A 21,013-nucleotide genomic window follows, 5' to 3' on the forward strand; every position below is an offset into this window, starting at 1 on the left:
ACTATGGGCCGAAGGAGGCTTTACGCGAAGGCTTGGCGAATTTCGTCCCGCGTGGCGCCATTCGCCAGCAATGCCGCCAGAAGTATTCGGGCCTGACCGGGGCGTAGCAGGCGCGAATGGATCGCTCCGGCTTGTCCCAGATCATGCCCGCCGCCGCCGCCGCCATAGGTCGGGGTTAGGCTGCCCTCAGGGACGCGGCTCGAGACGATGACCGGTACGCCCGAAGTCACCGCACGGGAAACGCCTTCGACGATCTCGGGCGTGGCATTGCCCGAACCCAAGGCACATAGGATGATGCCTTGTGCGCCTGCGGCAAGGCTTGCATCCAGATGAATTGCATCCGCACCCGGATGGACCGCAACGATATCGACGCGCTGACCCGCGACCGACGCGGGCAGGGCGAGAGAGGGCGCTTTGCTGCGACCCGCCAAGGCAAAGGCATCGGCACGGTCCGAACCGGCTTTGTAAAGCCCCCAGACCGGAAGCACGCGACCACCAAACGCCAGTCGCACGCCGGACTGCTGCAAAGCTTCGTGCAGGGCGTCGGCAAGATTTATCGAGCCGTCGGCATGGGTGCTGTCCGAGGAAAACTGCGCTCCGGTGAAGATCACCGGTTTTCCGGCATTGTGTTGAAGCTGGACCAGAAGCGAGGTTTCCTCCATCGCATCGGTCCCGTGCATGACAACGATGCCTGCGATATCGGGGTCGGCCATTTGCTTGGCTACGGCATCGCTGATCGCCTGCATGTCGGAGAAAGTTAGGGACGAAGAATCCTTCGCCAGCAACTCGATGGCGCGCAACCGCAACGGCTGGGGCGGCAGCAGGTCCAGCAGCGCCTGTCCTGTCAGGGCAGGGCTGGCCGCGCCGTTGTCATCCTTGCGGCTGGCGATAGTTCCACCCGTCGCGATGACGGCGACGAGTGGTAATTTTTGCGGGCTTGTCAAAGCCGGAACTCCGTTTCTCCATGCGCGCGGGAAATGGCATGGATGCGGTCGCGCGACAGATGCCATCCTATGGTCAGAGCCGGGGCAATGACCAGAAGCGACGCGACGGTCCATGTCCCGATGGGGTAATCAAAGGCCATCAAAACGACAACGCCCAGAAGGAAGGCAAGTGTGACGATGCCGGTGAAGGGCGCGCCGAACATCCGGAAGTCGGGTCGCTGCATCTTGCCCTGCTTGGCAAGATACCAAAGCTTGAGCTGGCACAGCACGATGACTGCCCATGCGGTAATGATTCCAAGCGCCGCAACGTTCATTGCGATCTCGAACGCCGCGTCGGGAACCAGCCCGTTCATGACGACGCCCAGAACCGTTACGGCGGCGGTCACAGCGATTCCCAAATAGGGAACGCCCTGACGGTTCATTCGGCCCAATGCGGCAGGTGCCGAACCCGAGATTGCCATCGAATGCAGGATGCGTCCGGTCGAGTACAGGCCGGCGTTCAACGACGACAGCACCGCTGTCAGAACGACCAGATTCATGATGATGTCGGCACCCTCGATCCCGATTGCGCCGAAGAAGGTGACGAAGGGACTCTCGCCGGATTTATAGGCGGTATAGGGCAGCAACAAGGACAGAAGCAGAACCGATCCGACATAGAAGACGACAAGGCGCAGCACGACCGTGCGGATGGCGCGGGGCATGACCTGACGCGGGTCTTGGGTCTCGCCGGCGGCGGTCCCGATCAGCTCGACCGAGGCATAGGCAAAGACGACGCCCTGTATCACCAGCATCGCGGGCAGCACGCCATGCGGGAACAGCCCGCCACCTTCCGAGATCAGATGCAACCCCGGCGTATGGCCCGCGACCGGAGTACCGGTCAGCACGAACCAGATGCCGATGCAAAGGAAGGACAACAGCGACAGAACCTTGATCAGGCTGAACCAGAACTCCAGCTCGCCAAAAACCTTGACCGACAGCATGTTCATCGCCAGCACGACGACCAGAGCGGTCAGGGCGAAAACCCATTGGTCGATTCCGGCCAACCACGGAACGTAGGCCTTGAAAAAATTCATGTAGACTGCGACGGCAGTGACATCCGCGACCGAGGTCATCGCCCAGTTCAGCCAGTACATCCAGCCCGCCGCAAAGGCGAGTTTCTCGCCGTAGAACTCGCGGGCATAGGACACGAAGGAGCCTGAACTGGGGCGATGCATGATCAACTCGCCCAAGGCGCGCAGCACCAGAAACGCGAAGAAGCCGCAAAGGGCGTGCACCAGCACCAATGACGGCCCGGCAACCGCTAGCCTGCCACCCGCGCCCAGAAACAGTCCGGTCCCGATGGCTCCTCCGATCGCGATCATCTGGATCTGGCGCGGTTTAAGCTTTTTCTGAAAACCGGCTTCTTCCTGGCGGTAGATTTGCCCATCGGGGGGCGTGGGGTATCGATTGGACGCTGACATCGTGATCCTGGTTCCTTCCTCCGCTGGTCGGGAACTGTTTGCCGCGACCACACCACTTCCAGTTGTAAAGCTGTCTGACAGATTTGAGCCTGTTAGGGGTTTGATCGACGCAGCGTCAAGAAAAAATTTACCGCGGCCCGAAATCGGACCGCGGCGAGGGCAGGTTGTTCGATGGATTAGGAACCGCGTTCCGGTCCGGTTCAGACTTTTTCCAGCGCGATGGCGATGCCTTGTCCGACCCCGATGCACATGGTCGAAAGCGAACGTTTACTGCCGTTTAGCTGCATTTCCAGCGCAGCAGTTCCGGCAATGCGCGCGCCTGACATACCCAACGGATGGCCAAGGGCAATGGCGCCGCCGTTCGGGTTCACGCGCGGGTCATCATCCGCGATGCCCAGATCGCGCAGCGTTGCCAGACCTTGTGCGGCAAAGGCCTCGTTCAATTCGATGACATCGAAATCGGCCTGCGTCAGACCCAGTCGCGCCAGCAGTTTTTTTGAGGCAGGCGCGGGTCCGATTCCCATGATGCGGGGAGGCACGCCAGCGGTCGCTCCGCCCAACACGCGGGCAATCGGGGTAAGGCCGAATTTGCGGGCAGTTTCCTCGGTTGCGAGGATCAGCGCCGCTGCGCCGTCATTCACTCCCGAGGCATTGCCCGCCGTGACCGATCCGCCTTCGAACAGGGGCCTCAGCTTGGCCAGTGCTTCGGCCGAGGTGGTGCGGGGGTGCTCGTCCCGATCCACGACAAGGGCATCTCCCTTGCGCTGGGGAATCGTGACCGGCGTGATTTCACGCGCAAGACGACCGTTCCCTTGCGCGGCTGCGGCCTTGGCCTGCGAGGCCAGCGCCATCGCGTCCTGATCCTCGCGCGAAATGCCGAAATCATCCGCCACGTTCTGGCCGGTCTGCGGCATGGAATCGACGCCATAGGCCTTTTCCATCAGCGGGTTCACGAAGCGCCAGCCGATTGTCGTGTCGTAGATCTCGGCGTTGCGCGAAAATGCCGTATCGGCCTTGGGCATGACAAAAGGAGCGCGCGACATCGACTCGACGCCACCGGCGATCATCAGACTGGCTTCACCGGCCTTGATTGCACGGGCTGCCGCAAGAACGGCGTCCATGCCCGAGCCGCACAGGCGGTTGATCGTGGTGCCGGTCACATCGACGGGCAGGCCCGCAAGCAGCGCCGACATGCGCGCGACGTTGCGGTTATCCTCTCCTGCCTGATTGGCGCAGCCATAGATCACATCATCGACGGCGGCCCAATCGACCGAAAGGTTGCGTTCCATCAACGCTTTCAGCGGGATAGCGCCCAGATCATCGGCGCGGACCGATGATAATGCCCCTCCGAACCGGCCAATCGGGGTGCGGATGTAATCGCAGATAAAGACTTCGGTCATGTTAAAGCTCCGGAACGATCAGGTCGCCGATTTCGCCATCAAGGTGCAGTTCGGCCCCCGTCATGGCGCGTAAATCGTCGAGGGAAAGCGATGGCAGCTTCTCGCGCAAGACGAAATGCCCGTCCCGAATGTCGACCACCGCCAGCGAGGTATAGACACGGGTCACGCAGCCCACACCGGTCAAAGGCAAGGCGCATTTCTTGACCAGTTTCGGCTTGCCGTCCTTGGTCACATGCTCGGTGATGACGGCGACGCGTTTCGCGCCATGCACCAGATCCATCGCGCCACCAACGGCGGGAACGCCTTTCGGGCCGGTGGACCAGTTCGCGAGGTCTCCGGTTTCCGCGACCTCATAGGCACCAAGGATCGCGACGTCCAAATGGCCGCCGCGCACCATGGCGAAGCTGTCGGCATGGTGGAAAAAGGCCGTTCCGGGCTTGATCGTGACGGCTTTCTTGCCAGCATTGATCAGATCCCAGTCTTCTTCACCGATGGCAGGAGCCTCGCCGAAGCCGAGAATGCCGTTTTCGGTGTGAAACACCGCCTGACGGCCCGGAGGCTGGAATTTGGCGACCATCTCGGGAAAGCCGATGCCGAGGTTGACATAAGCGCCGTCGGCGATGTCCTGTGCGGCGCGCCATGCGATCTGGGTCGAGGTCAATTTGGTCATTCGGCAGCCTCCGGATAGACGGCGTTGGCGCGGTTCAGCACTTCTTCTTGCGCGGGATTGGCGACCTGAACGACGGCCTGCACAAAAATGCCGGGGGTGACGACGGTTTCGGGGTCAATCGAGCCCGGCTCGACGACCTCGCTGACCTGAACAATCGCATTCTTGGCTGCCATGCACATCAAGGGGCCGAAGTTCCGCGCTGCCATGCGATAGGTCAGGTTGCCAAGCCGGTCGCCACGATCGGCTTTGACCAGCGCGTAATCGGCTTTGAGCCAGCGTTCCTGCACATAGGACCGCCCATCGAATTCCTCGACCTTTTTGCCCTTGGCTAGGTCGGTGCCATAGCTTGTCGGGGTGTAGAATGCGGGGATACCCGCGCCGCCTGCGCGGATACGCTCGGCCAAGGTGCCTTGGGGAACGAGTTCCAGTTCGATCTTTCCGGCAAGGTAAAGCTCGGTGAAAACGCGCGGATCGGCGGAACGCGGGAACGAGCAGATCAGCTTTGCGACCATGCCCTGTTCGATCAACGCAGCCAGCCCGACGTGACCGTTCCCCGCATTGTTGTTCACGACGGTAAGGTTTTTCGGGCTGCCGGTTGTCAGAAAGCGGTCGATCAGCGCGTGGATCAGTTCGATCGGGGCGCCCGAGCCGCCGAAACCGCCGATCATCACGGTCATCCCGTCTTCGATCCCCGCCACCGCGGTGGCCAGATCGGGAATTGTCTTGTCCATGCGTCCTCCTTTGCGGCCCGAACCGCAAGTTTGCTGCCCTGACCTATAAAGGGATCAACCTTCCGTCCATCGATTTTGTGCGATATAGTTCATTTGTTCGCATATCGCACATGAGGGTAGGATGAGCATCAACGAACGCGACATTATGGGCGGGCTGGCCAAAGGGTTGCGCGTGATCGAAACGTTCACGTCCGAGCGTCCGCGCCAGTCCATCATCGAAGTTGCGGCTGCCTCGGGGCTTGATCGGGCGACGGCGCGACGTTGTCTGCTGACGTTGGCGCATCACGACTACGCGGATTATGATGGCAAATTCTTTACCCTGACCCCGCGTATCCTGCGGCTGGGAACGGCCTGCCTTGCAACAATGCCTCTGCCGCAGATCGTTCAGCCGAATCTTGACCGGCTGTCCGAGGACATTGGCGAAAGCTCTTCGGTTTCCGTGCTGGACGGGGCACAGATCGTCTATGTCGCCCGCGCGGCCCAGCGTCGGGTGATGTCGATTGCGCTCATGCCCGGGTCGCGTCTGCCTGCGTGGTGTACCTCGATGGGGCGGGTCATGCTCGCGGCCTTGCCCGAGACGGAACTGGCCCCGGTTCTTGCGCTGGCCCCATTTCCGGCGCGCACCCCGCATACCTTGATAGAGGCGGATCAAATTGTCGCAGAACTGGCCCGCGTCCGCCGTGACGGCTACGCCATCATCGACCAAGAAGTTGAATTGGGTCTGCGCTCGATTGCCGTACCGCTGCTGAATGCGCGGGGCAGGGTAATCGCGGCAGTTAATGTCGGCCTGCCCGCAGCACACGCAAGCAGCGCCGATTTGCGTGAGCATTTTTTGCCGCATCTGCTGAAAATGCAGGGAGAATTGCGGGCATTATTGCATTAGAATCGGGCCTCGTTCGCGATGTGCGAGGGAGGATTCATGAACGCATCCCTCGACGCAGGGGAATCGCATTTGGGTTTGACGGCCTGAGCAGGGCCTCTTGCGTCGGAGGGCAGGATGGATTCTGGAGGGCTGACTCAGTCCCTGAAGCCCGGCCGCCATGCAGATATTTCTCTCCGCCTTTGATGACATCCCTGACCCGCGGGCGGACAACGCGCGCCATGACCTCGGCGAGTTGCTCGTCATCGCCTTCGTCGCGGTGCTCTGCGGAGCGACAACCTGCGCCGGAATGGCCACGTTCGGCCGAGCAAAGGAAAGCTTTTTCAGGGACTTTTTGAACCTGAAGCATGCGATCCCCTCGCATGACACCTTCTCGACCGTGTTTCGCATGCTCGACCCCAAGGCGCTCGACGCGGCCTTCGGCAAGGTGCTGGCCGAGGTGGCGGCGTTGCTGCGCGAGGGGGACGTGATTGCCATTGACGGCAAGGCCCTGCGGGGTGCGCGGGGCAAGTCCGAAAGCGCGCGCACGCGGATGATGGTGTCGGCCTATGCCGCGCGGCTGCGCCTGACCTTGGCCAGCTGTGCGGCCGACAACGTCCTAGCTCGGGAACGAAACGCGGTTTTGGGCGTCAGATCACGGGGCATCCGAGCGATCGGATACCTATTGAATGGTTGCCCAGGCGGGCTCCGCCGTCAAGAAAGTGGTCTCTGCCATAGCAAATATAGGGTCGGCCTGATTGCCGCCCTCACCGTCCTTAAGACGAGATCCTAAATCCCAAGCGAAAGGCCCGAACATTGTCTACGAGGACAGGAAGCTGCCTCCACGGCTCTGCAGAGAGGGGTCCTTCCGCCTGGGCTCGTCCCCTCGAAGAAGGGACGATAGGGTTCACCGGATTTGATGACGGCGTGAATGGTGCGCGCCATCTTTGCGGCGATGGCAGTATAGGCTTTGCGCCGAAGATCCGGATTTTGCCGGTCTTTGGCGATATAACGCTCGAATTTGTCGCGGAAGCTGTTGGCGTTCTGCAGCACCGCCGTTTGCCCTGCCAGCCACAACGTGCGCCGCAATCGGGCATTGCCATATTTGGAGATTTTGCTTCGGCCGCGGAACATTCCGGATTGGACGGTGGCCAGATCCATACCGCAGAACTTCAGGAACTGGCGATGATGGTGGAACCGCCGCAGATCGCCGGTCTCGGCCAAGATGGTCAGCGCATTGATGGGTCCGATCCCTGGAATGGTGCGAAGCAACTGATAATCCGCCCGGTTGCCCAGCAGTTCGACGGCGCGTTCCTCAATGGCATTGCGCTGCCGGATCAGGCTACGTCCCTCACCCAGCATCATGCGGAACATGCGAATGGCATCTGAATCTGGCGAAACGGAAGGCCAGTTGACGCCTTCGCTGTCTCGTAAATATCTGACAACATGAGCGACTTCTCAACCTTGCGCCCGACCACCTCCCAAGCAGACTTGATGAACTCCTCCTTGGTCAGGGCCGAGATCATATGCGGAGAAGGGAACATCTCGAGGAAGGCCAAGAACCAATCGGTACGCGAGCTGCGATGGAAACGGTCGGCTTCTGGAAAGTAGAGCGGCAGGTAGTGAGTCAGGATCCGATGCCAAAGTTCAGTCTTGGCGCGTGATACGGCATCATGGGTCTTGGACAATTCTTGAATGTCGTTCGTGCCGGCAACCATCGGGTCTTGGAAAATCTGCACGGCACCGATCTGCAGCATGTGCAAAATGACCTGGGCATCCTTCGGATCATTCTTGTCCCAGCTGTTGTGCAGGGCCTCCCGTGTGCGGGCGAGGGCGACCGAGGACACCAGCTTCAGGTCGAACCCGGCGACGCCAAGATGATACGTCAGCACACGATGATAATTGCCTGTGGCCTCAAACCCGATCCGGACCGGCAGGCTATAGTCCCGCAAGATCGCGATCAGACGCAAAAAGTCATCAGTGCTGTTCGTGATCGTCAGGCGCCGCCGCCGCGTCTTTCCTGGGACAGAAATCAGCACCTCGTGCCGGTGTTTGGAAATGTCGATGCCTACCAGAACACGGGCATCCGAAGTATGCTCAACCTTGGCCATGGCCGGTCTCCTCTGTGGTGTGGTTCGCAAAACCACCATAGAGACCCGAGACCCGGTTATGGCCGCCTACTGCGCAATTTGGGGGCTGCGCAGGCGGTCATAACCTTCAATCGCACTTCATTCCCAACATGCTATGGCACGGAACTGGACGCCGCGCTTGAGGTCCTCGGGCTGATCGCGCTGAAGGGCAAGGTCGTCACCGGCGATGCGCTGCACTGCAACCGCCGCACGGTCGCGGCGATCAACGCGGGCGGCGGCGACTGGTGCCTGGCGCTGAAGGCGAACCAGGACTCGCTGCTGTCGGACGCCAGGGCATGTCTCGGCAAGGTCAGGAAGGACCACCCCATCGCGGTCACCGAAGACAGCGGTCACGGCCGAAAGGAAACCCGCAGGGCCATTGTCATTCCGGCCAAGGGTCTGGCCGAGCATCATGATTTCCCCGGGCTCAAGGCATTCGGTCAGATCGAGGCGACGCGCGAGATCGACGGTAGGATCTCCTCGGAGGCTCGGATTTTCGCGCTATCCTGGCTCCCCGCGCCGGAAGTCCTGCTGGCCACCGTTCGCGCCCATTGGGCGATCGAGAATGCGCTGCACTGGCAGCTCGACGTATCGTTCCGCGAGGATGCGGCGCGCAACCGCAAGGACAACGGCTCGGCGAACATCGCCATCCTCCGCCGCCGCGCGCTGGACGTCGTCCGGCGAGACACATCGAAGGGCTCGCTCTCCATGAAGCTTCAGAGAGCTGGCTGGGGCGAAGCCTTCCTTTGCAGCATTCTCACGGGGCTGGCAGCCGATTGAGCCAAACGCGATTGCCCTGACCCCTCGACGCACAGGCTTTGAGTATATAACAGGTTAAATCGTGTGATCCTTCGCCCCTTAAGGCGACCCAAAACTTGGACAGCAAGCGGCACTCTGCCTGCCGGCTTATTCCGGTCTGAACAAGTCCCAGCGCATTGATTTTGTGTGATCAACCCTCGGATTCATTCGCTTTGAATTGCAGGGTTTCGTATGCTTTGGCGAGAATCCCTGCAACTTCCAGTCGACGATGAAGCCCCATTTCCGCACCCCTGAGCAGGATGACCTGCTCCGCCCGCGGCCGGTCCATGTGATCGACAAAGGTGCTGATCAGCGGCATGCGCTGCGGCATCACGCCATAACTGGCAAAACTCCTGAAACCGCGCAGCGCCATCGAACCGGAGATCGGGCATATGAAGGCCGACGGTCGTTTCGCGCGTTGCCCGCTGAAAGGGAGGATTGGCGACGCGGTCTTCGCAGTTCTGTGCGCCTGCGATCACAACATCCGCAAGATACTCGCTCATCTCCGGGCGCGCTTTGGTCTCTGTTCCTTGAACTGGTTGCGACGACCGTCTGGGAGGGTAAGCAGACGTTAGGAGGCCTTGGTACTCGCCTGAAACGGTTGTTCAGAGCGGACAAAGTACATCGCGCCTTAGAGCGTCTGATCTGATCATTTTATCCCTCGCGGTCGCCTGAAATCTTCGGCTGTGAGCGTGATGAGGTTCCGCCCGATCAGTCGAAATTCTCTTCGCCGGGGTCACTATGGTGCTTAGAACACTAACCAGCAGGAATTAGTAATGGCACGATTATTGTGCGTAACGCCAGGAAATTTATTCGCATGCCGATCCGTGTCCCGAGACGGTCTTTCGGGGTGTGTTTCGGGTGGATTTTTGGGAGTGCTCGAAGGAGGGATTTCGACCAGGTTGAGCGACCAATCCCGACCAAATAAAATCGCCGTTTTTGTAGTGCAAAACACGGTAAATTCAGGTGTCAATTTGGTGCAAGCCCAGACCATTAGCTGGTATCGCGTCGAGCATTGCACCAAATTGCACCTTTACGCGTCTGGGCCTGCACGCGAATTTCGGCTAAGTTGTTTTTGAGAGGGCGGTTAAACAGGCGGAAATCGGGCGTTCTGGGGGTGGCTTGTCTTGCCCGCTGCCGAACTTTCTAGCGGGATCGGCGCCTCACGCATCCATCCAAACTGCCCTATGTCCTGAGAGGCGCTGTGCGAGGGCCTGGGCGCCGCTCAGAGTATTTGGCTACCTCGGGTCATCTTTACTCCATTCACTCTCTTGTTGCGCCCCTCCGTGGCTCTGAGGTGCCTTGCTGTCCGGCGTCGGGGCCTGCGGGGCAGTTTTTGGTCCCGGCATAAGCCCACTGCATGAGGGGGCGTTGCAGAAATCCAAGCTAGGCCTGCATTCCCCCTTTTCCCGTCGGGTTCAGGCGACGCGCTCAATCGCGGCAGTGCCGAGGGCGTTGAAGCGGTTCATAAAGGCGATGCGGATCTGGATTTCGGCGGTCTGGCGATCGGGATCCCGTGAGACGATCCGCTCGCCTAAGGACTTGAGGCACCGCATCTTCGCCTCGATCCGGCTCCTGACATGATGCCCGTCCATTGCTTCCAAATGGCGGCCCGACGCGCTTGGTTGCGCGCAGGATGTCGTTTCGCGCCTTGGAGGCTGGACACTCCTCCCTCCACAGGCGACCGTTTTTGCGGCTATTGTGGCCACGGCGTGAACAGCACAAAGGTGCTGATCAGTGGCATGCGCCACGGCATCACGCCATTGCTGGCAAAGCTCCTGAAACGGCGCAGCGCCATCGAACCGGAGATCGGGCATATGAAGGCCGACGGTCGTCTCGCGCGCTGCCCGCTGAAAGGGAGGATTGGCGACGCGGTCTTCGCAATTCCCTGCGCCTGCGGTCACAACCTCCGAAAGATACTCGCTTCTCCGGGCGCTTTAGTCTCTATTCCTTGAACTGGTTGCGACGACCATCTGGGAGGCAAACAGACGTCAGGTCGCCTTGGCGCTCGCTTGAAGACGTTGTTCAGAGCGGACTAATAAATTGTCAGCAATTCTTGTAATACGTAAAACCGCAGACCGACATTTAGCCCGAATTATGCAGTGCGCCCCGATGGCGCGTTTCACCAGTGGAGGAAGGATCCACCCAGATAGTTGTCGATAGGTCTGGTAGCTGACGAGCGGCTTTGCATGGTAACGGGCATGCGCCTATTGGATCTGGTGGAGGCTCCGCGCCGCCTGCCCGAAACGGTCCCCATGGCGGCACGCGCAGTTCGACACGCTGCGCCTGCATCTGCTCAAGCTGGCCGCGACCATCGTCGAAAAGAATACCCGGATCATCATCACGCTTCCGGCCTGTTGTCCGCGCAGGCAACTTCTCACCTTGCTGTTCCGCGCCCTCGAGCCACCGCGGCCGGCCTGACGCGAAACGCCCCGCTCATCCAGAAACATCAACCTGCACAACCTTACATGACGTCAGCGGCCCGAACAAAAAACGGCCGCCGAAGTCATTTGCGCGAGTCAAACCAAGCTGGGCCGTGCCACGCCTACACAATGCGAAGCGACAGCCTCGTGAATAGTCGCGGTTAGATCATCAACGCTGTGAGTCGCGCCTGTCGCGGCGACGGGAAGTTTGCGCCGGTTCACGCAACTCGGCCGTACAGAACAGATATATTTCAGAAAGAAGCGATTACAAGTTCCACACATAATCTTGACGCCGTATGCATGACAGCGCAACCTGCTGATGTCCTCAGGATAGTCGGAATCGGAAGGAAACATCGGCGGATAAGGACCGAACTCACCTGCAATCCTCTTGAAGCCTTCGACGATGGTATCGAGATACCTGCGACGATATGTTTCGTAATATTCGGCAATAATAAAGATTTAGCAGGGCTGGACTGAACGGCAGACGCAATAACTAGGAGAGACGATCATGCTTCGACTGTTAGGCTGCACCCTGGCGCTGGTAACAGCGTCAGGGTTTGCAATGGCGCAGACCACGCCAGCGGCCCCCGCCGCATCCGGCGACAAGCCAAACATTCTGGTCATTTTCGGCGATGACATTGGGCAGGGGAATATCTCAGCTTATACCAAAGGCCTGATGGGTTATCAGACGCCTAATATCGACAGCATCGCTAACGAAGGTTTGATTTTTACGGATTACTACGCCGAGCAGAGTTGCACCGCAGGTCGCTCGACCTTTATCACAGGCCAAGCAACCTTGCGCACCGGCCTGTCCAAGGTAGGCCTTCCCGGCGCAAACGCCGGACTGCAGGCTACGGATGCGACTATCGCTTCGGCACTGAAGGATCAAGGTTACGCGACCGGCCAATTCGGCAAAAACCATTTGGGCGACCGCGATGAGTTCCTGCCAACGGCGCATGGGTTTGACGAATTTTTCGGCAACCTTTATCACTTGAATGCCGAGGAAGAGCCCGAGAATCGGAACTATCCGCAGGATGCAGCGTTTCGCGAAAAATTTGGGCCGCGCGGCGTGATCAAATCCTCGGCCGATGGACAAATCGAGGACACTGGTCCTCTGACTCGCAAACGGATGGAAACTGTTGACGACGAAACGTCGGCAGCCGCCATCGACTTCATGAAACGCCAGCATGACGCAGGCAAACCGTTCTTCACCTGGATGAACACGACGCGGATGCACTTCCGCACCCATGTGCGCGACGAACATCGCAGTGCACCGGGCCTGACCGCGCTGACCGAATATGCCGATGGCATGATCGAACATGATAACGTGATCGGCACATTGCTCAAATCGCTTGATGATATGGGCATCGCCGACAACACCATCGTCATCTACACCACTGATAACGGCCCGCACCAGAACTCCTGGCCTGATGCCGGCACCACCCCGTTCCGCAGCGAGAAGAATACGAACTGGGAAGGCGCCTTCCGTGTGCCTGCGATGGTTCGCTGGCCCGGTCACATCGAACCGGGTTCGGTTGCAACCGACATGTTCTCGGGCCTTGATTGGTTCCCGACTCTGATGGCCGCTGTGGGTGATACCGATATAACGCAGCGTCTTCTGGACGGGACCACAATCAACGGCAAGCAGTACAAGAACCATCTGGATGGCTACAACCAACTCGACTACCTGACTGGCAAGTCGGAAAAGGGTGCGCGTGACCGGTTCTTCTATTTCAACGACGACGGCGAAGTTGTCGCTGTGCGCTATGAAAACTGGAAGTTTGTGTTTAAGGAACAGCGTTCGAAAGGCACTCTGAACATCTGGGCAGAGCCCTTCACCTCGCTGCGTGTCCCCAAAATCTTTGATTTGCGCGCCGATCCCTATGAGCGCGCCGATGTGACTTCGAATACCTACTATGACTGGTTGCTTGACCACGCCTACCTGCTGGCTCCGGCACAGATGGTTGTGGGCGAGTTCCTTGCGACTTTCAAGGATTACCCGCCGGCGCAGAAGCCTGACAGTTTCTCGATCGATCAAATCCAGGAAGAACTCAACAAACAACTGAGCAGCATGGCTGCGAACTGATGTGACATTAAAAAGGGCCGACAGCTTGTCGGCCCTTTTTTTATCCCCTTAACGGTTTCCAAGACATCTCACCCGAAAGTTTTCGTCTATGGAGGGATCATGTTTAGCCCAAAGAATACGGTTTTCATGGCAGTCTTTGCGGCCTTGGCTTCGCCAACCCTTGCGGACCCGCTGCCCTCGTGGAACGATGGCGCGACCAAAACGGCGATCATTGATTTCGTCGAAAATGTCACGGACCCTGCCTCGGACAAGTTCTTACCCGAAGAAGATCGCATCGCGACCTTCGATAATGATGGCACGCTTTGGGCCGAACAGCCGCTTTATTTCCAGGGCCTGTTTGCGCTGGATGTCCTGAAGAAAAAGGCGGCGGCTGATCCGTCAATTCTGTCATCCGACGTTTTGAAAGCAGCCAGTTCCGGTGATCTGAAAGGCGTCATGGCTGGTGGAACGGCTGGACTTCTTGAACTGCTGAACGTCTCGCATTCCGGTATGACTGTAGATCAGTTCCAATCCGACGCGCATGAATGGCTGACGACCACGACCCACCCCACTTCGGGGATGCATTACGTGGATATGACATATCAGCCTATGCTTGAATTACTTTCCTATCTGCGGGACGAGGGTTTCTCGACTTATATTGTCTCGGGTGGCGGCATTGATTTTATCCGCGCCATTTCGGACAAAGCCTATGGTATTCCGCCCCAACAGGTTGTTGGGACCGAGGGTACGACGAAATACGAAGAAGTGGATGGCAAGATGGTGCTGATGAAGCACGGCGGCCTGACCTTCTATGACGACAAAGAGGGCAAACCGGTCGGTATTGCCCGCCATATCGGCAAGCGCCCGATATTTGTCGGCGGCAATTCCGACGGCGATTTTGCCATGCTGGAATATGCCACCAGCGGCGATGGACCGGCATTCGGCCTGATCGTCCACCATACCGATGCTGACCGTGAGTTTGCCTATGATCGCGAGGGCCATATCGGCGTTCTGGATCGTGGCCTTGATGAAGCCGCTGCTCGGGGCTGGCATCTGGTCGATATGAAAAACGATTGGGCGCGGATCTGGTCGGTCAACAAATAGGACCGGCCTTGGTCGCGGCTTATCTAAAATCTTGAGGGATGTTCACCAACTCATGGATCAATCGGATATTTCTGCCAAAGAACGGATCGAGGAACTGCGCGCGCGTATGGGTCAGTCGATCATTGGCCAGCGTGCAGTTATCGACCGGTTGATCATCGGTCTTTTGGCCAATGGCAACCTGCTGGTCGAGGGTCTGCCCGGCCTTGCCAAGACCCGCGCGATCAAAGCATTGGCCAAGAACATGGAGGCCAAATTCAGCCGGATCCAGTTTACGCCGGATCTGCTGCCCTCGGACGTGACGGGGACCGAGGTGCTGTACAAATCGGGCGATGAAACCGAGTTCCGTTTCGATCCCGGTCCGATTTTTGCCAATATTGTCCTTGCCGACGAGATCAACCGCGCGCCGGCCAAGGTGCAATCCGCGCTGCTCGAGGCCATGGAGGAACGTCAGGTCACCGTCGCGGGCAAGACCCACAAGATGGAGCCGCTGTTCATGGTCATGGCAACCCAGAACCCCGTCGAACAGGAAGGCACCTACGCCTTGCCCGAGGCGCAGATGGACCGTTTCCTCATGCATGTGAACATCACCTATCCTCCGGTCGAGGACGAGGTCGAGGTGATCCGGTTGGTTCGCGGCGAGGAAATCGCCGCACTCGAGGAGCAGCAAGGCCAGGCGGCCTCGGGTGATCGCCCCGCACCGATTCCGCAAGAGACCGTTTTTGCCGCACGTCGCGAGATTGCCGCGATCCATGCCGCCGATGCTATCGACAAATACATCGCCGATCTGGTCAACGCGACCCGCGTTCCGGCCGAGTTCGGGGATGATCTCAAGCGCTGGATCGAGGTCGGCATTTCGCCGCGTGGCTCGCTTGCGCTGGACAAATGCAGCCGCACCCATGCCTGGATGAGCGGCCGCGATTATGTTGATCCAGAAGATGTGCGGGCCATTCTGCCCGATGTTTTCCGTCACCGGCTAGGACTGACCTTCGAGGCGCAGGGCGAGGGCGTGACGCCCGATCAGGTCACCGCCGAGATCGTGAGGCAGGTCGCGTTGACCTGAACCCGCGATGGAGGACAAAGCCGCCCGCATACGCACCGGAACCGTCACGCCCATTCCCCCACCGGGGCGGGCCGATCCCCGGATCAGCGTCGACCTGTCGCATTTGCGCAGGCTCGAGGCGCAGGCCAAGCGCATCAGTTTCATGCCGCGCCAGCCTTCGGGCAGCGTGTTGAACGGACGCCATGCCTCGCGCTTGCGCGGGCGCGGCCTGAACTTCGAGGAATTGCGCGACTACCTGCCTTCGGACGATATCCGCAGCATCGACTGGAAGGTGACGGCGCGAACAGGCACGCCGCATGTCCGCGTCTATACCGAGGAACGCGACCGCCCGACGTTGATCGTGGTGGATCAGCGCATGTCGATGTTTTTCGGCTCGGTTCTGAACATGAAATCGGTCACTGCTGCGGAATGCGCGGCGTTGGCAGCTTTCCGCATTTTCGATCAGGGCGACAGGGTTGGCGGCATCGTGTTTGGTGACGAAATGCTGGCCGAGATCAGGCCCGCCCGCAGCCGCCACGCCTTGACCGCATTTCTGACCGCGCTGGCCGATGCGAACGGACTTTTGCATGCCGACGCGCCCTCGGTCGAACCCATTGCGATGAACCGCGTGCTGGAATCGGTCGCGCGACTTGCGCCCCGCAATCATCTGGTCCTGATCTTCAGCGATTTCGATATCGTGGACGAAACGACCGAGCGCCTGATTGCTGGCCTGTCGCGTCGAAACGATCTGGTGCTGGGGCTGGTCTCGGATCCTTACTCGGATGATATGCCGCGCGAGCAAAGGATCGTCGTCTCGGACGGTACACTGCAGGCCGAGATCAACACCGGAGATCAGCAAACACACCGGTCGTTGCGCGAGTTTGCCAAAGGCAGGCTGGCCAGCATTCTGGATTGGCAGCGCCGCTTCGGCATTCCGGTTCTGCCGCTCAGTGCTGCGGAAGACAGCGTGGCCCAGATGCGTCATCTGATGGGCATTGCGGGGGCGCGCCGCTGATGGAACCGACCAATGTCGATAATGACAGCCTCATTGGCCTGATCGAGCAACTGACCGATCCGGTCGAGCCGACGCCGATCTCGATGGTGCCGCAGACATGGGGTTGGGCCGTGGTGGCGGCCGTGTTGCTGTTGGCATTGGCCTATGGCTTCTGGCGTTGGCGCAGGCATCGGCGCGCCAACGCTTATCGCCGCGCGGCGCTGGATCTGTTGGCCGAGGCAAAGGATGATCCGGTGCGCATTGCCGAAATCCTGCGGCGCACAGCGCTGGCCGCCTATCCGCGCAGCGATGTCGCGGGACTTGCGGGGCAGAGCTGGCTAGCATTTCTTGATCATCAGGTCGGAGGTCAGGCGTTCGCATCCGGGCCCGGTCAAGTCTTGGCCAGCGCGCCCTATCGCGAAAGCCGTCCCGATCCGGCCCTGACCCATCTGGCCGAGACATGGGTAAGACAGCATCGCAGGGCAGAGGCATGATTTCGCTGGGTTTCCCTTGGGCACTACTGGCGCTGCCTTTGCCCTTGCTGATCTGGTGGCTGGTGCCGCCGCATAAAGAGCAGGTTCCGGCGCTGCGCTTTCCGTTTTTCCGCCGCATCGTCGCGGCAGCAGGAACCGATGCGGCTTCGGGAGCGGTCGTCATGCGGCGCTCGGTTCTGCAGATGGTCAGTGCCGTTCTGGTCTGGTCGCTTCTTGTGGTGGCGATGGCCCGTCCGGAACGGGTCGGTGCTCCGATTGAACAAACCCGCGCTGCACGGGATGTGGTTCTGGCCATCGACATATCGGGTTCGATGGACGCGCATGATTTCAACGCCCCCGACGGCACGGTCGAACAGCGGCTTCAAGGTGTGCGGCAGGTCGTCGATGGCTTCATATCGGGGCGGGACGGCGACCGGATGGCGTTGATCGTCTTTGGCTCGAAAGCCTATGTCCAGTCGCCATTGACCGAGGATTTGCAGACAATCCGTGATCTTCTGTCCCAGACCGAAGTCGGAATGGCTGGCCCCCACACCGCGCTTGGCGACTCGATCGGGCTTGCGATCCGCACATTCGAGGCCAGCGATATCAAACAACGATTGTTGATACTGCTATCGGACGGAACCGATACCGTCAGCCGGATGAGTCCGGTCAACGCAGCCGAGATCGCGCGGGACCGCGGCATCGAGATTTACACCATCGGGATCGGCAACCCCAAGGCAACGGGGGAAGAAAAGGTCGATCTCAAGGCCCTGCAAGACATCGCGCAGCGCACCGGCGGTCAATATTTCTACGCCGAGGACAGCGACGGATTGCACAAGGTTTATGAACGCATCGATGAACTCGCCCCCCGTGAAACCGAGGCGCTGTCCTATCGGCCGCGTCAGGCGTTGGCATGGTTGCCGATGTTGCTGGCCGCACTGATCGGGATCGGCTCGACCGGCTATCTCGCGATGCGTAGAACCAAATCGGGGGCGCGGGCATGACCGATCTGGCGCTTTTCTTCGACCTGTTCCACTTCATCCGGCCTTGGCTGCTGCTGCTGCTGCCTGTTGTCGCGCTGATCTGGTGGTTCGTCCGCCGCCGATTGGTGGGCAACAGATTGCCGGATGCGGCGCTGGCCCCGCATCTCGCGCAAGCATTGACTGTCGGCAATTCACGCGCAGGACGCCTTGTTCCCATCGATGAGGTGGCCTTGGTGCTGATCCTGATCTGTCTGGGCGCGGCGGGTCCGACATGGTCGCGGGTGCCCGATCCCTTTGTCGCCCAAACCGCACCTTTGGTCATCGCGTTAAAGGTGACCGCCTCGATGGAGAACAAGGATCTGGCGCCGTCGCGGCTGGAGCGTTCGAAGCAGAAGATCCGTGATCTTCTGGCTTTGCGGGCGGGTGCACGATCGGCGCTGATCGCCTATTCGGGTTCGGCCCATTCGGTTGTTCCGATGACCGAAGACCCGAACGTATTGCAGCCTTACCTCGAAGGGCTGCAAGTCGATGTGATGCCCGATACCGGCAACAATACCGGTGCGGCGCTTGAGGCTGCACAGGCGATCATGGCAAAGGAAGCCTCTCCAGGGGGGATATTGTTCGTGACCGATGATGTCGCGGGGGCCGATGTCGCTGCGATGGACGCCGTCACCGGCACAAGCGCTGCCGTACTTGCGACATTGCCGGATGGGACGGGTAGCGCCGGAATCGACGCGCTGAACATCCCCGTCCAGCAGGTCACTGTTGATGACGCGGATATCGTCGCGCTGGATCGCCAGTTGAACGCCGCATATCGACGGGCTTTGGCCGAGGATGGCGACCAGCCTTGGGATGATCGTGGCTGGCTGTTCGCTTGGCTCGCTGCCCTGTTCGGGCTTAGCTGGTTCCGCCGTGGCTGGACGATGCGTTGGGGCGCGGCTGTCGTGCTGGCGGCGATGATCCTGCCCTATCATGCTCGCGCGGAAGGGGTGACGGACTGGTTCCTGACCGCCGACCAGCAGGGCCAGATCGCCTATAACAACAGGCATTTCGATCGTGCTGGCGAGCTGTTTCTGGAGCCGATGCACAAGGCTTACGCCCTTTACCGCGATGGCAATTATGAATCCGTCGTCGAGGTTCTGGCCGGAATCGAAACGCCGGATGCAAGCTTTCTGGCGGGCATGGCCCATCTGAAGAATCGCAATTATCGCGACGCCATCGAAGATTTCCAGACCACGCTGGATCGCGACAAGGACTTTCCCGGCGCGGCAAAAAATCTGGATCTGTCTAAGAAGATCCTCGATTTTGTGGAAACCACCCGTGAGCAGTCCGATACCGGCGAAGGCGAGGGCGAGGGTGCGGACGAGGTCGTGTTCGACAACAAGGACGCGAGGGGCTCGGACACCCAGATCGAAGGCCGCGATGAAGGTCCGCATCTGCTGACCGCGGATCAATGGATGAATACGGTCGACACGAATACGAGCGACTTTCTAAGGCAGAGATTTGCGATTGAGGCGGCCAGAAAATGAAGTGGGCACTCGTCCTGATCCTTGGCTTGTTCGCCTTGCCACTTGCGGCGCAGGAAGCGGCCACCCCGATCATCGAAGCACAGCTTGAACAGGCCGAGGTCGTTCCCGGTCAGACGGTGACGCTTCGTCTGAACATTCTGGTGCCGACATGGATGCCAACACCGCCCGAGCTTCCCAGTTTCGAAGGGCCGAACCTGCGCGTCAGGCTGCCGCCACAAAAAACGACCGCCATCAGCCGTCAGGTCAATGGCGAGACATGGTCGGGTATCTCGCGGCGTTACCTGCTAACGCCGATGGTTCCGGGACAGTTCATCCTGTCTCCGCAAGAGGTCGGGATCACCTATGTCGGGACTGACGGTCAGACCCCCGTCACCGTGGCGGCTCAGACCGAGGAAATGACCCTGACCGGCAATCTGCCGAAAGGGGCCGAAGGGTTGGATCCGTTTATCGCGGCCAATGCGCTGGAACTGACGCAGGATCTGTCCGGCCCGACCACGGATCTTGCGCCGGGGACAAGTGTTACCCGCACCGTGACCGCCAAGATCGAGGGGACGTCGCCGATCGTTCTTCCCGAGCTGACCACGCAATTCGATCTGCCCGCGATCCGGACTTATCCGGCCTCACCTGAAATTACCGAATCTGACGGCGCCGACACGCTATCGGGAACCAGAGTTGAAACCGAGACCCTGATGGCGGTCGGGGGCGGACAGGGCAGCGTTCCTCCTGTCAGCATCGATTGGTTCAATCTCAAGACCGGAAAGGTCGAGACGGCCACCGTGCCGGGTTTCGACATCTCGGTAACCGGTCCACCCGCTAAATCCGCTCAACCGAAACGGGCAATCGGCTGGAAACTGATCGCGATCGGTCTTGTTCTGGCGCTGGTTCTACTGGCGGTTCTGCGGTGGTCATTGCCACGCGCGCGCCGGATCGTTCATGCTCGAAAGCAGCACTATCTGGCCAGCGAGGCTTATGCCCGCAAGTCACTGCTCGCGGCGATCTCGCAGAAGAACTATCCGCTGGCCACGAAATGGTTGGCGATCTGGCGCGCGCGACTACCACGCGGCGAGACGAGCGCTTCAGAGCAGGTCTCCAGCAGTTTTGCGCGGATCGGAGCCACGATCTATCGTTCGGCTTCGAATTCGGACAGCGAAGCGGCGTGGCTGGATCTTGCCCGTGCCGTCAGGGAAACGCCCACCCAAACAAAACAGGCGACCAAGGTGCTGCCGCAACTCAATCCGGGGCATCACAGCTAGCACATTCTGCGCGGCTGGGGGATCGTGCCCCAGAACTCGCCTTCCTCACGCCCCGACTAATTCAGCGGCCTGCTAGAGCGTGTCGCGGGCTTTGAGATTGAAGATTTAACGAACCCGCTGCTGCGGGAGAGGCGTCTTTTTTTGGGGGGTGTGGTCTCC

At 59.9% G+C, this 21,013-nt stretch carries 17 protein-coding genes and 5 pseudogenes; 14 read left to right on the plus strand and 8 right to left on the minus strand.

Translation table 11 applies throughout. The features are described from left to right. Window positions 1-20 precede the first annotated feature (20 nt). The 5 genes from GL286_RS04810 to GL286_RS04830 form a co-directional block, all read right to left on the minus strand. On the minus strand, window positions 21-944 hold the full coding sequence (locus GL286_RS04810) for an asparaginase (RefSeq protein ID WP_246184822.1): 924 nt from the start codon (window positions 942-944) through the stop codon (window positions 21-23). Then, on the minus strand, window positions 941-2,404 hold the full coding sequence (locus tag GL286_RS04815) for an amino acid permease (RefSeq protein ID WP_155094369.1): 1,464 nt from the start codon (window positions 2,402-2,404) through the stop codon (window positions 941-943). The genes GL286_RS04810 and GL286_RS04815 overlap by 4 nt, the downstream gene beginning before the upstream one ends. A 200-nt stretch (window positions 2,405-2,604) precedes the next feature. After that, window positions 2,605-3,804, minus strand: a complete 1,200-nt coding sequence (pcaF, locus tag GL286_RS04820; protein ID WP_155094370.1) for a 3-oxoadipyl-CoA thiolase — start codon at window positions 3,802-3,804, stop codon at window positions 2,605-2,607. A 1-nt stretch (window position 3,805) separates the two neighbouring features. Then, window positions 3,806-4,474 (minus strand): 3-oxoacid CoA-transferase subunit B, encoded by a 669-nt coding sequence (locus tag GL286_RS04825; RefSeq protein WP_155094371.1) that lies wholly within the window; start codon window positions 4,472-4,474, stop codon window positions 3,806-3,808. Continuing rightward, the gene (locus tag GL286_RS04830; RefSeq protein ID WP_155094372.1) at window positions 4,471-5,205 is read right to left on the minus strand and encodes a 3-oxoacid CoA-transferase subunit A; all 735 of its coding nucleotides are present in this window, start codon (window positions 5,203-5,205) and stop codon (window positions 4,471-4,473) included. Before GL286_RS04830 ends, GL286_RS04825 begins: the two co-directional genes overlap by 4 nt. A gap of 121 nt (window positions 5,206-5,326) precedes the next feature. Between GL286_RS04830 and GL286_RS04835 the strand changes: the two genes are divergently transcribed. Both GL286_RS04835 and GL286_RS04840 read left to right on the plus strand, forming a co-directional pair. Then, window positions 5,327-6,088: an IclR family transcriptional regulator gene (locus GL286_RS04835; protein WP_155094373.1), complete on the plus strand. Its 762-nt coding sequence runs from the start codon at window positions 5,327-5,329 to the stop codon at window positions 6,086-6,088. A gap of 157 nt (window positions 6,089-6,245) precedes the next feature. Continuing rightward, window positions 6,246-6,857, plus strand: a complete 612-nt coding sequence (locus tag GL286_RS04840; RefSeq protein WP_246184823.1) for an ISAs1 family transposase — start codon at window positions 6,246-6,248, stop codon at window positions 6,855-6,857. Here the strand turns inward: GL286_RS04840 and GL286_RS04845 are convergent. Continuing rightward, a pseudogene (locus GL286_RS04845) lies at window positions 6,854-8,175 on the minus strand (IS110 family RNA-guided transposase). The gene GL286_RS04840 and the pseudogene GL286_RS04845 sit on opposite strands and share 4 nt — an antisense overlap. Here GL286_RS04845 and GL286_RS04850 point away from each other — a divergent pair. After that, window positions 8,158-8,973, plus strand: coding sequence for an ISAs1 family transposase (locus GL286_RS04850; protein ID WP_246184824.1), 816 nt, complete (start codon window positions 8,158-8,160; stop codon window positions 8,971-8,973). The pseudogene GL286_RS04845 and the gene GL286_RS04850 overlap by 18 nt on opposite strands. A 169-nt stretch (window positions 8,974-9,142) precedes the next feature. On the opposite strand, the gene GL286_RS04855 is transcribed toward GL286_RS04850, so the two are convergent. Then, window positions 9,143-9,364, minus strand: coding sequence for a hypothetical protein (locus GL286_RS04855; protein ID WP_170294993.1), 222 nt, complete (start codon window positions 9,362-9,364; stop codon window positions 9,143-9,145). Between GL286_RS04855 and GL286_RS22440 the strand changes: the two are divergent. Next, a pseudogene (locus tag GL286_RS22440) lies at window positions 9,288-9,640 on the plus strand (hypothetical protein); the annotation flags it as partial. The gene GL286_RS04855 and the pseudogene GL286_RS22440 sit on opposite strands and share 77 nt — an antisense overlap. 769 nt (window positions 9,641-10,409) lie before the next feature. Here GL286_RS22440 and GL286_RS04865 read toward each other — a convergent pair. Continuing rightward, a pseudogene (locus tag GL286_RS04865) lies at window positions 10,410-10,686 on the minus strand (IS5/IS1182 family transposase); the annotation flags it as partial. On the opposite strand from GL286_RS04865, the pseudogene GL286_RS04870 reads away from it, so the two are divergent. The 10 genes and pseudogenes from GL286_RS04870 to GL286_RS04915 all read left to right on the plus strand — a co-directional run. Continuing rightward, a pseudogene (locus GL286_RS04870) lies at window positions 10,686-11,007 on the plus strand (IS5/IS1182 family transposase); the annotation flags it as partial. The pseudogenes GL286_RS04865 and GL286_RS04870 sit on opposite strands and share 1 nt — an antisense overlap. Window positions 11,008-11,190: 183 nt before the next feature. Then, window positions 11,191-11,412 (plus strand): annotated as a pseudogene (locus GL286_RS04875) (transposase); the annotation flags it as partial. A 510-nt stretch (window positions 11,413-11,922) separates the two neighbouring features. Continuing rightward, window positions 11,923-13,500: an arylsulfatase gene (locus tag GL286_RS04880; protein WP_155094375.1), complete on the plus strand. Its 1,578-nt coding sequence runs from the start codon at window positions 11,923-11,925 to the stop codon at window positions 13,498-13,500. Window positions 13,501-13,599: 99 nt separating this feature from the next. Continuing rightward, window positions 13,600-14,583 carry an HAD family hydrolase gene (locus GL286_RS04885; protein ID WP_246184825.1) on the plus strand — a complete coding sequence of 328 codons (984 nt, stop codon included), beginning with the start codon at window positions 13,600-13,602 and terminating at the stop codon, window positions 14,581-14,583. Between the two features lie 52 nt (window positions 14,584-14,635). Then, the gene (locus GL286_RS04890; RefSeq protein ID WP_155094376.1) at window positions 14,636-15,643 is read left to right on the plus strand and encodes an AAA family ATPase; all 1,008 of its coding nucleotides are present in this window, start codon (window positions 14,636-14,638) and stop codon (window positions 15,641-15,643) included. Between the two features lie 7 nt (window positions 15,644-15,650). Continuing rightward, entirely contained in the window at window positions 15,651-16,637 is a 987-nt protein-coding gene (locus tag GL286_RS04895; protein ID WP_155094377.1) for a DUF58 domain-containing protein, read from the plus strand. After that, window positions 16,637-17,110, plus strand: coding sequence for a DUF4381 domain-containing protein (locus GL286_RS04900; protein WP_155094378.1), 474 nt, complete (start codon window positions 16,637-16,639; stop codon window positions 17,108-17,110). The genes GL286_RS04895 and GL286_RS04900 overlap by 1 nt, the downstream gene beginning before the upstream one ends. Further along, window positions 17,107-18,093 carry a VWA domain-containing protein gene (locus GL286_RS04905; protein ID WP_155094379.1) on the plus strand — a complete coding sequence of 329 codons (987 nt, stop codon included), beginning with the start codon at window positions 17,107-17,109 and terminating at the stop codon, window positions 18,091-18,093. Before GL286_RS04900 ends, GL286_RS04905 begins: the two co-directional genes overlap by 4 nt. Next, the gene (locus GL286_RS04910) at window positions 18,090-19,601 is read left to right on the plus strand and encodes a VWA domain-containing protein (protein ID WP_155094380.1); all 1,512 of its coding nucleotides are present in this window, start codon (window positions 18,090-18,092) and stop codon (window positions 19,599-19,601) included. Before GL286_RS04905 ends, GL286_RS04910 begins: the two co-directional genes overlap by 4 nt. Continuing rightward, window positions 19,598-20,854: a BatD family protein gene (locus GL286_RS04915; RefSeq protein WP_155094381.1), complete on the plus strand. Its 1,257-nt coding sequence runs from the start codon at window positions 19,598-19,600 to the stop codon at window positions 20,852-20,854. The genes GL286_RS04910 and GL286_RS04915 overlap by 4 nt, the downstream gene beginning before the upstream one ends. Window positions 20,855-21,013 lie beyond the last annotated feature (159 nt).

Origin of the sequence: Paracoccus aestuariivivens, assembly GCF_009711225.1 — a bacterium.
GTDB lineage: Bacteria > Pseudomonadota > Alphaproteobacteria > Rhodobacterales > Rhodobacteraceae > Paracoccus > Paracoccus aestuariivivens.

What these genes read in the sequence shown, in the direction of transcription:
- GL286_RS04900 (WP_155094378.1), top strand. Translation starts at nt 16,637, where the DNA reads ATGGAACCGACCAATGTCGATAATGACAGCCTCATTGGCCTGATCGAG.
- GL286_RS04815 (WP_155094369.1), bottom strand. Translation starts at nt 2,404, where the DNA reads ATGTCAGCGTCCAATCGATACCCCACGCCCCCCGATGGGCAAATCTAC.
- GL286_RS04850 (WP_246184824.1), top strand. Translation starts at nt 8,158, where the DNA reads ATGCTCAACCTTGGCCATGGCCGGTCTCCTCTGTGGTGTGGTTCGCAA.
- GL286_RS04880 (WP_155094375.1), top strand. Translation starts at nt 11,923, where the DNA reads ATGCTTCGACTGTTAGGCTGCACCCTGGCGCTGGTAACAGCGTCAGGG.
- GL286_RS04905 (WP_155094379.1), top strand. Translation starts at nt 17,107, where the DNA reads ATGATTTCGCTGGGTTTCCCTTGGGCACTACTGGCGCTGCCTTTGCCC.
- pcaF (WP_155094370.1), bottom strand. Translation starts at nt 3,804, where the DNA reads ATGACCGAAGTCTTTATCTGCGATTACATCCGCACCCCGATTGGCCGG.
- GL286_RS04890 (WP_155094376.1), top strand. Translation starts at nt 14,636, where the DNA reads ATGGATCAATCGGATATTTCTGCCAAAGAACGGATCGAGGAACTGCGC.
- GL286_RS04910 (WP_155094380.1), top strand. Translation starts at nt 18,090, where the DNA reads ATGACCGATCTGGCGCTTTTCTTCGACCTGTTCCACTTCATCCGGCCT.
- GL286_RS04895 (WP_155094377.1), top strand. Translation starts at nt 15,651, where the DNA reads ATGGAGGACAAAGCCGCCCGCATACGCACCGGAACCGTCACGCCCATT.
- GL286_RS04915 (WP_155094381.1), top strand. Translation starts at nt 19,598, where the DNA reads ATGAAGTGGGCACTCGTCCTGATCCTTGGCTTGTTCGCCTTGCCACTT.
- GL286_RS04885 (WP_246184825.1), top strand. Translation starts at nt 13,600, where the DNA reads ATGTTTAGCCCAAAGAATACGGTTTTCATGGCAGTCTTTGCGGCCTTG.
- GL286_RS04835 (WP_155094373.1), top strand. Translation starts at nt 5,327, where the DNA reads ATGAGCATCAACGAACGCGACATTATGGGCGGGCTGGCCAAAGGGTTG.
- GL286_RS04840 (WP_246184823.1), top strand. Translation starts at nt 6,246, where the DNA reads ATGCAGATATTTCTCTCCGCCTTTGATGACATCCCTGACCCGCGGGCG.
- GL286_RS04825 (WP_155094371.1), bottom strand. Translation starts at nt 4,474, where the DNA reads ATGACCAAATTGACCTCGACCCAGATCGCATGGCGCGCCGCACAGGAC.
- GL286_RS04830 (WP_155094372.1), bottom strand. Translation starts at nt 5,205, where the DNA reads ATGGACAAGACAATTCCCGATCTGGCCACCGCGGTGGCGGGGATCGAA.
- GL286_RS04855 (WP_170294993.1), bottom strand. Translation starts at nt 9,364, where the DNA reads ATGGCGCTGCGCGGTTTCAGGAGTTTTGCCAGTTATGGCGTGATGCCG.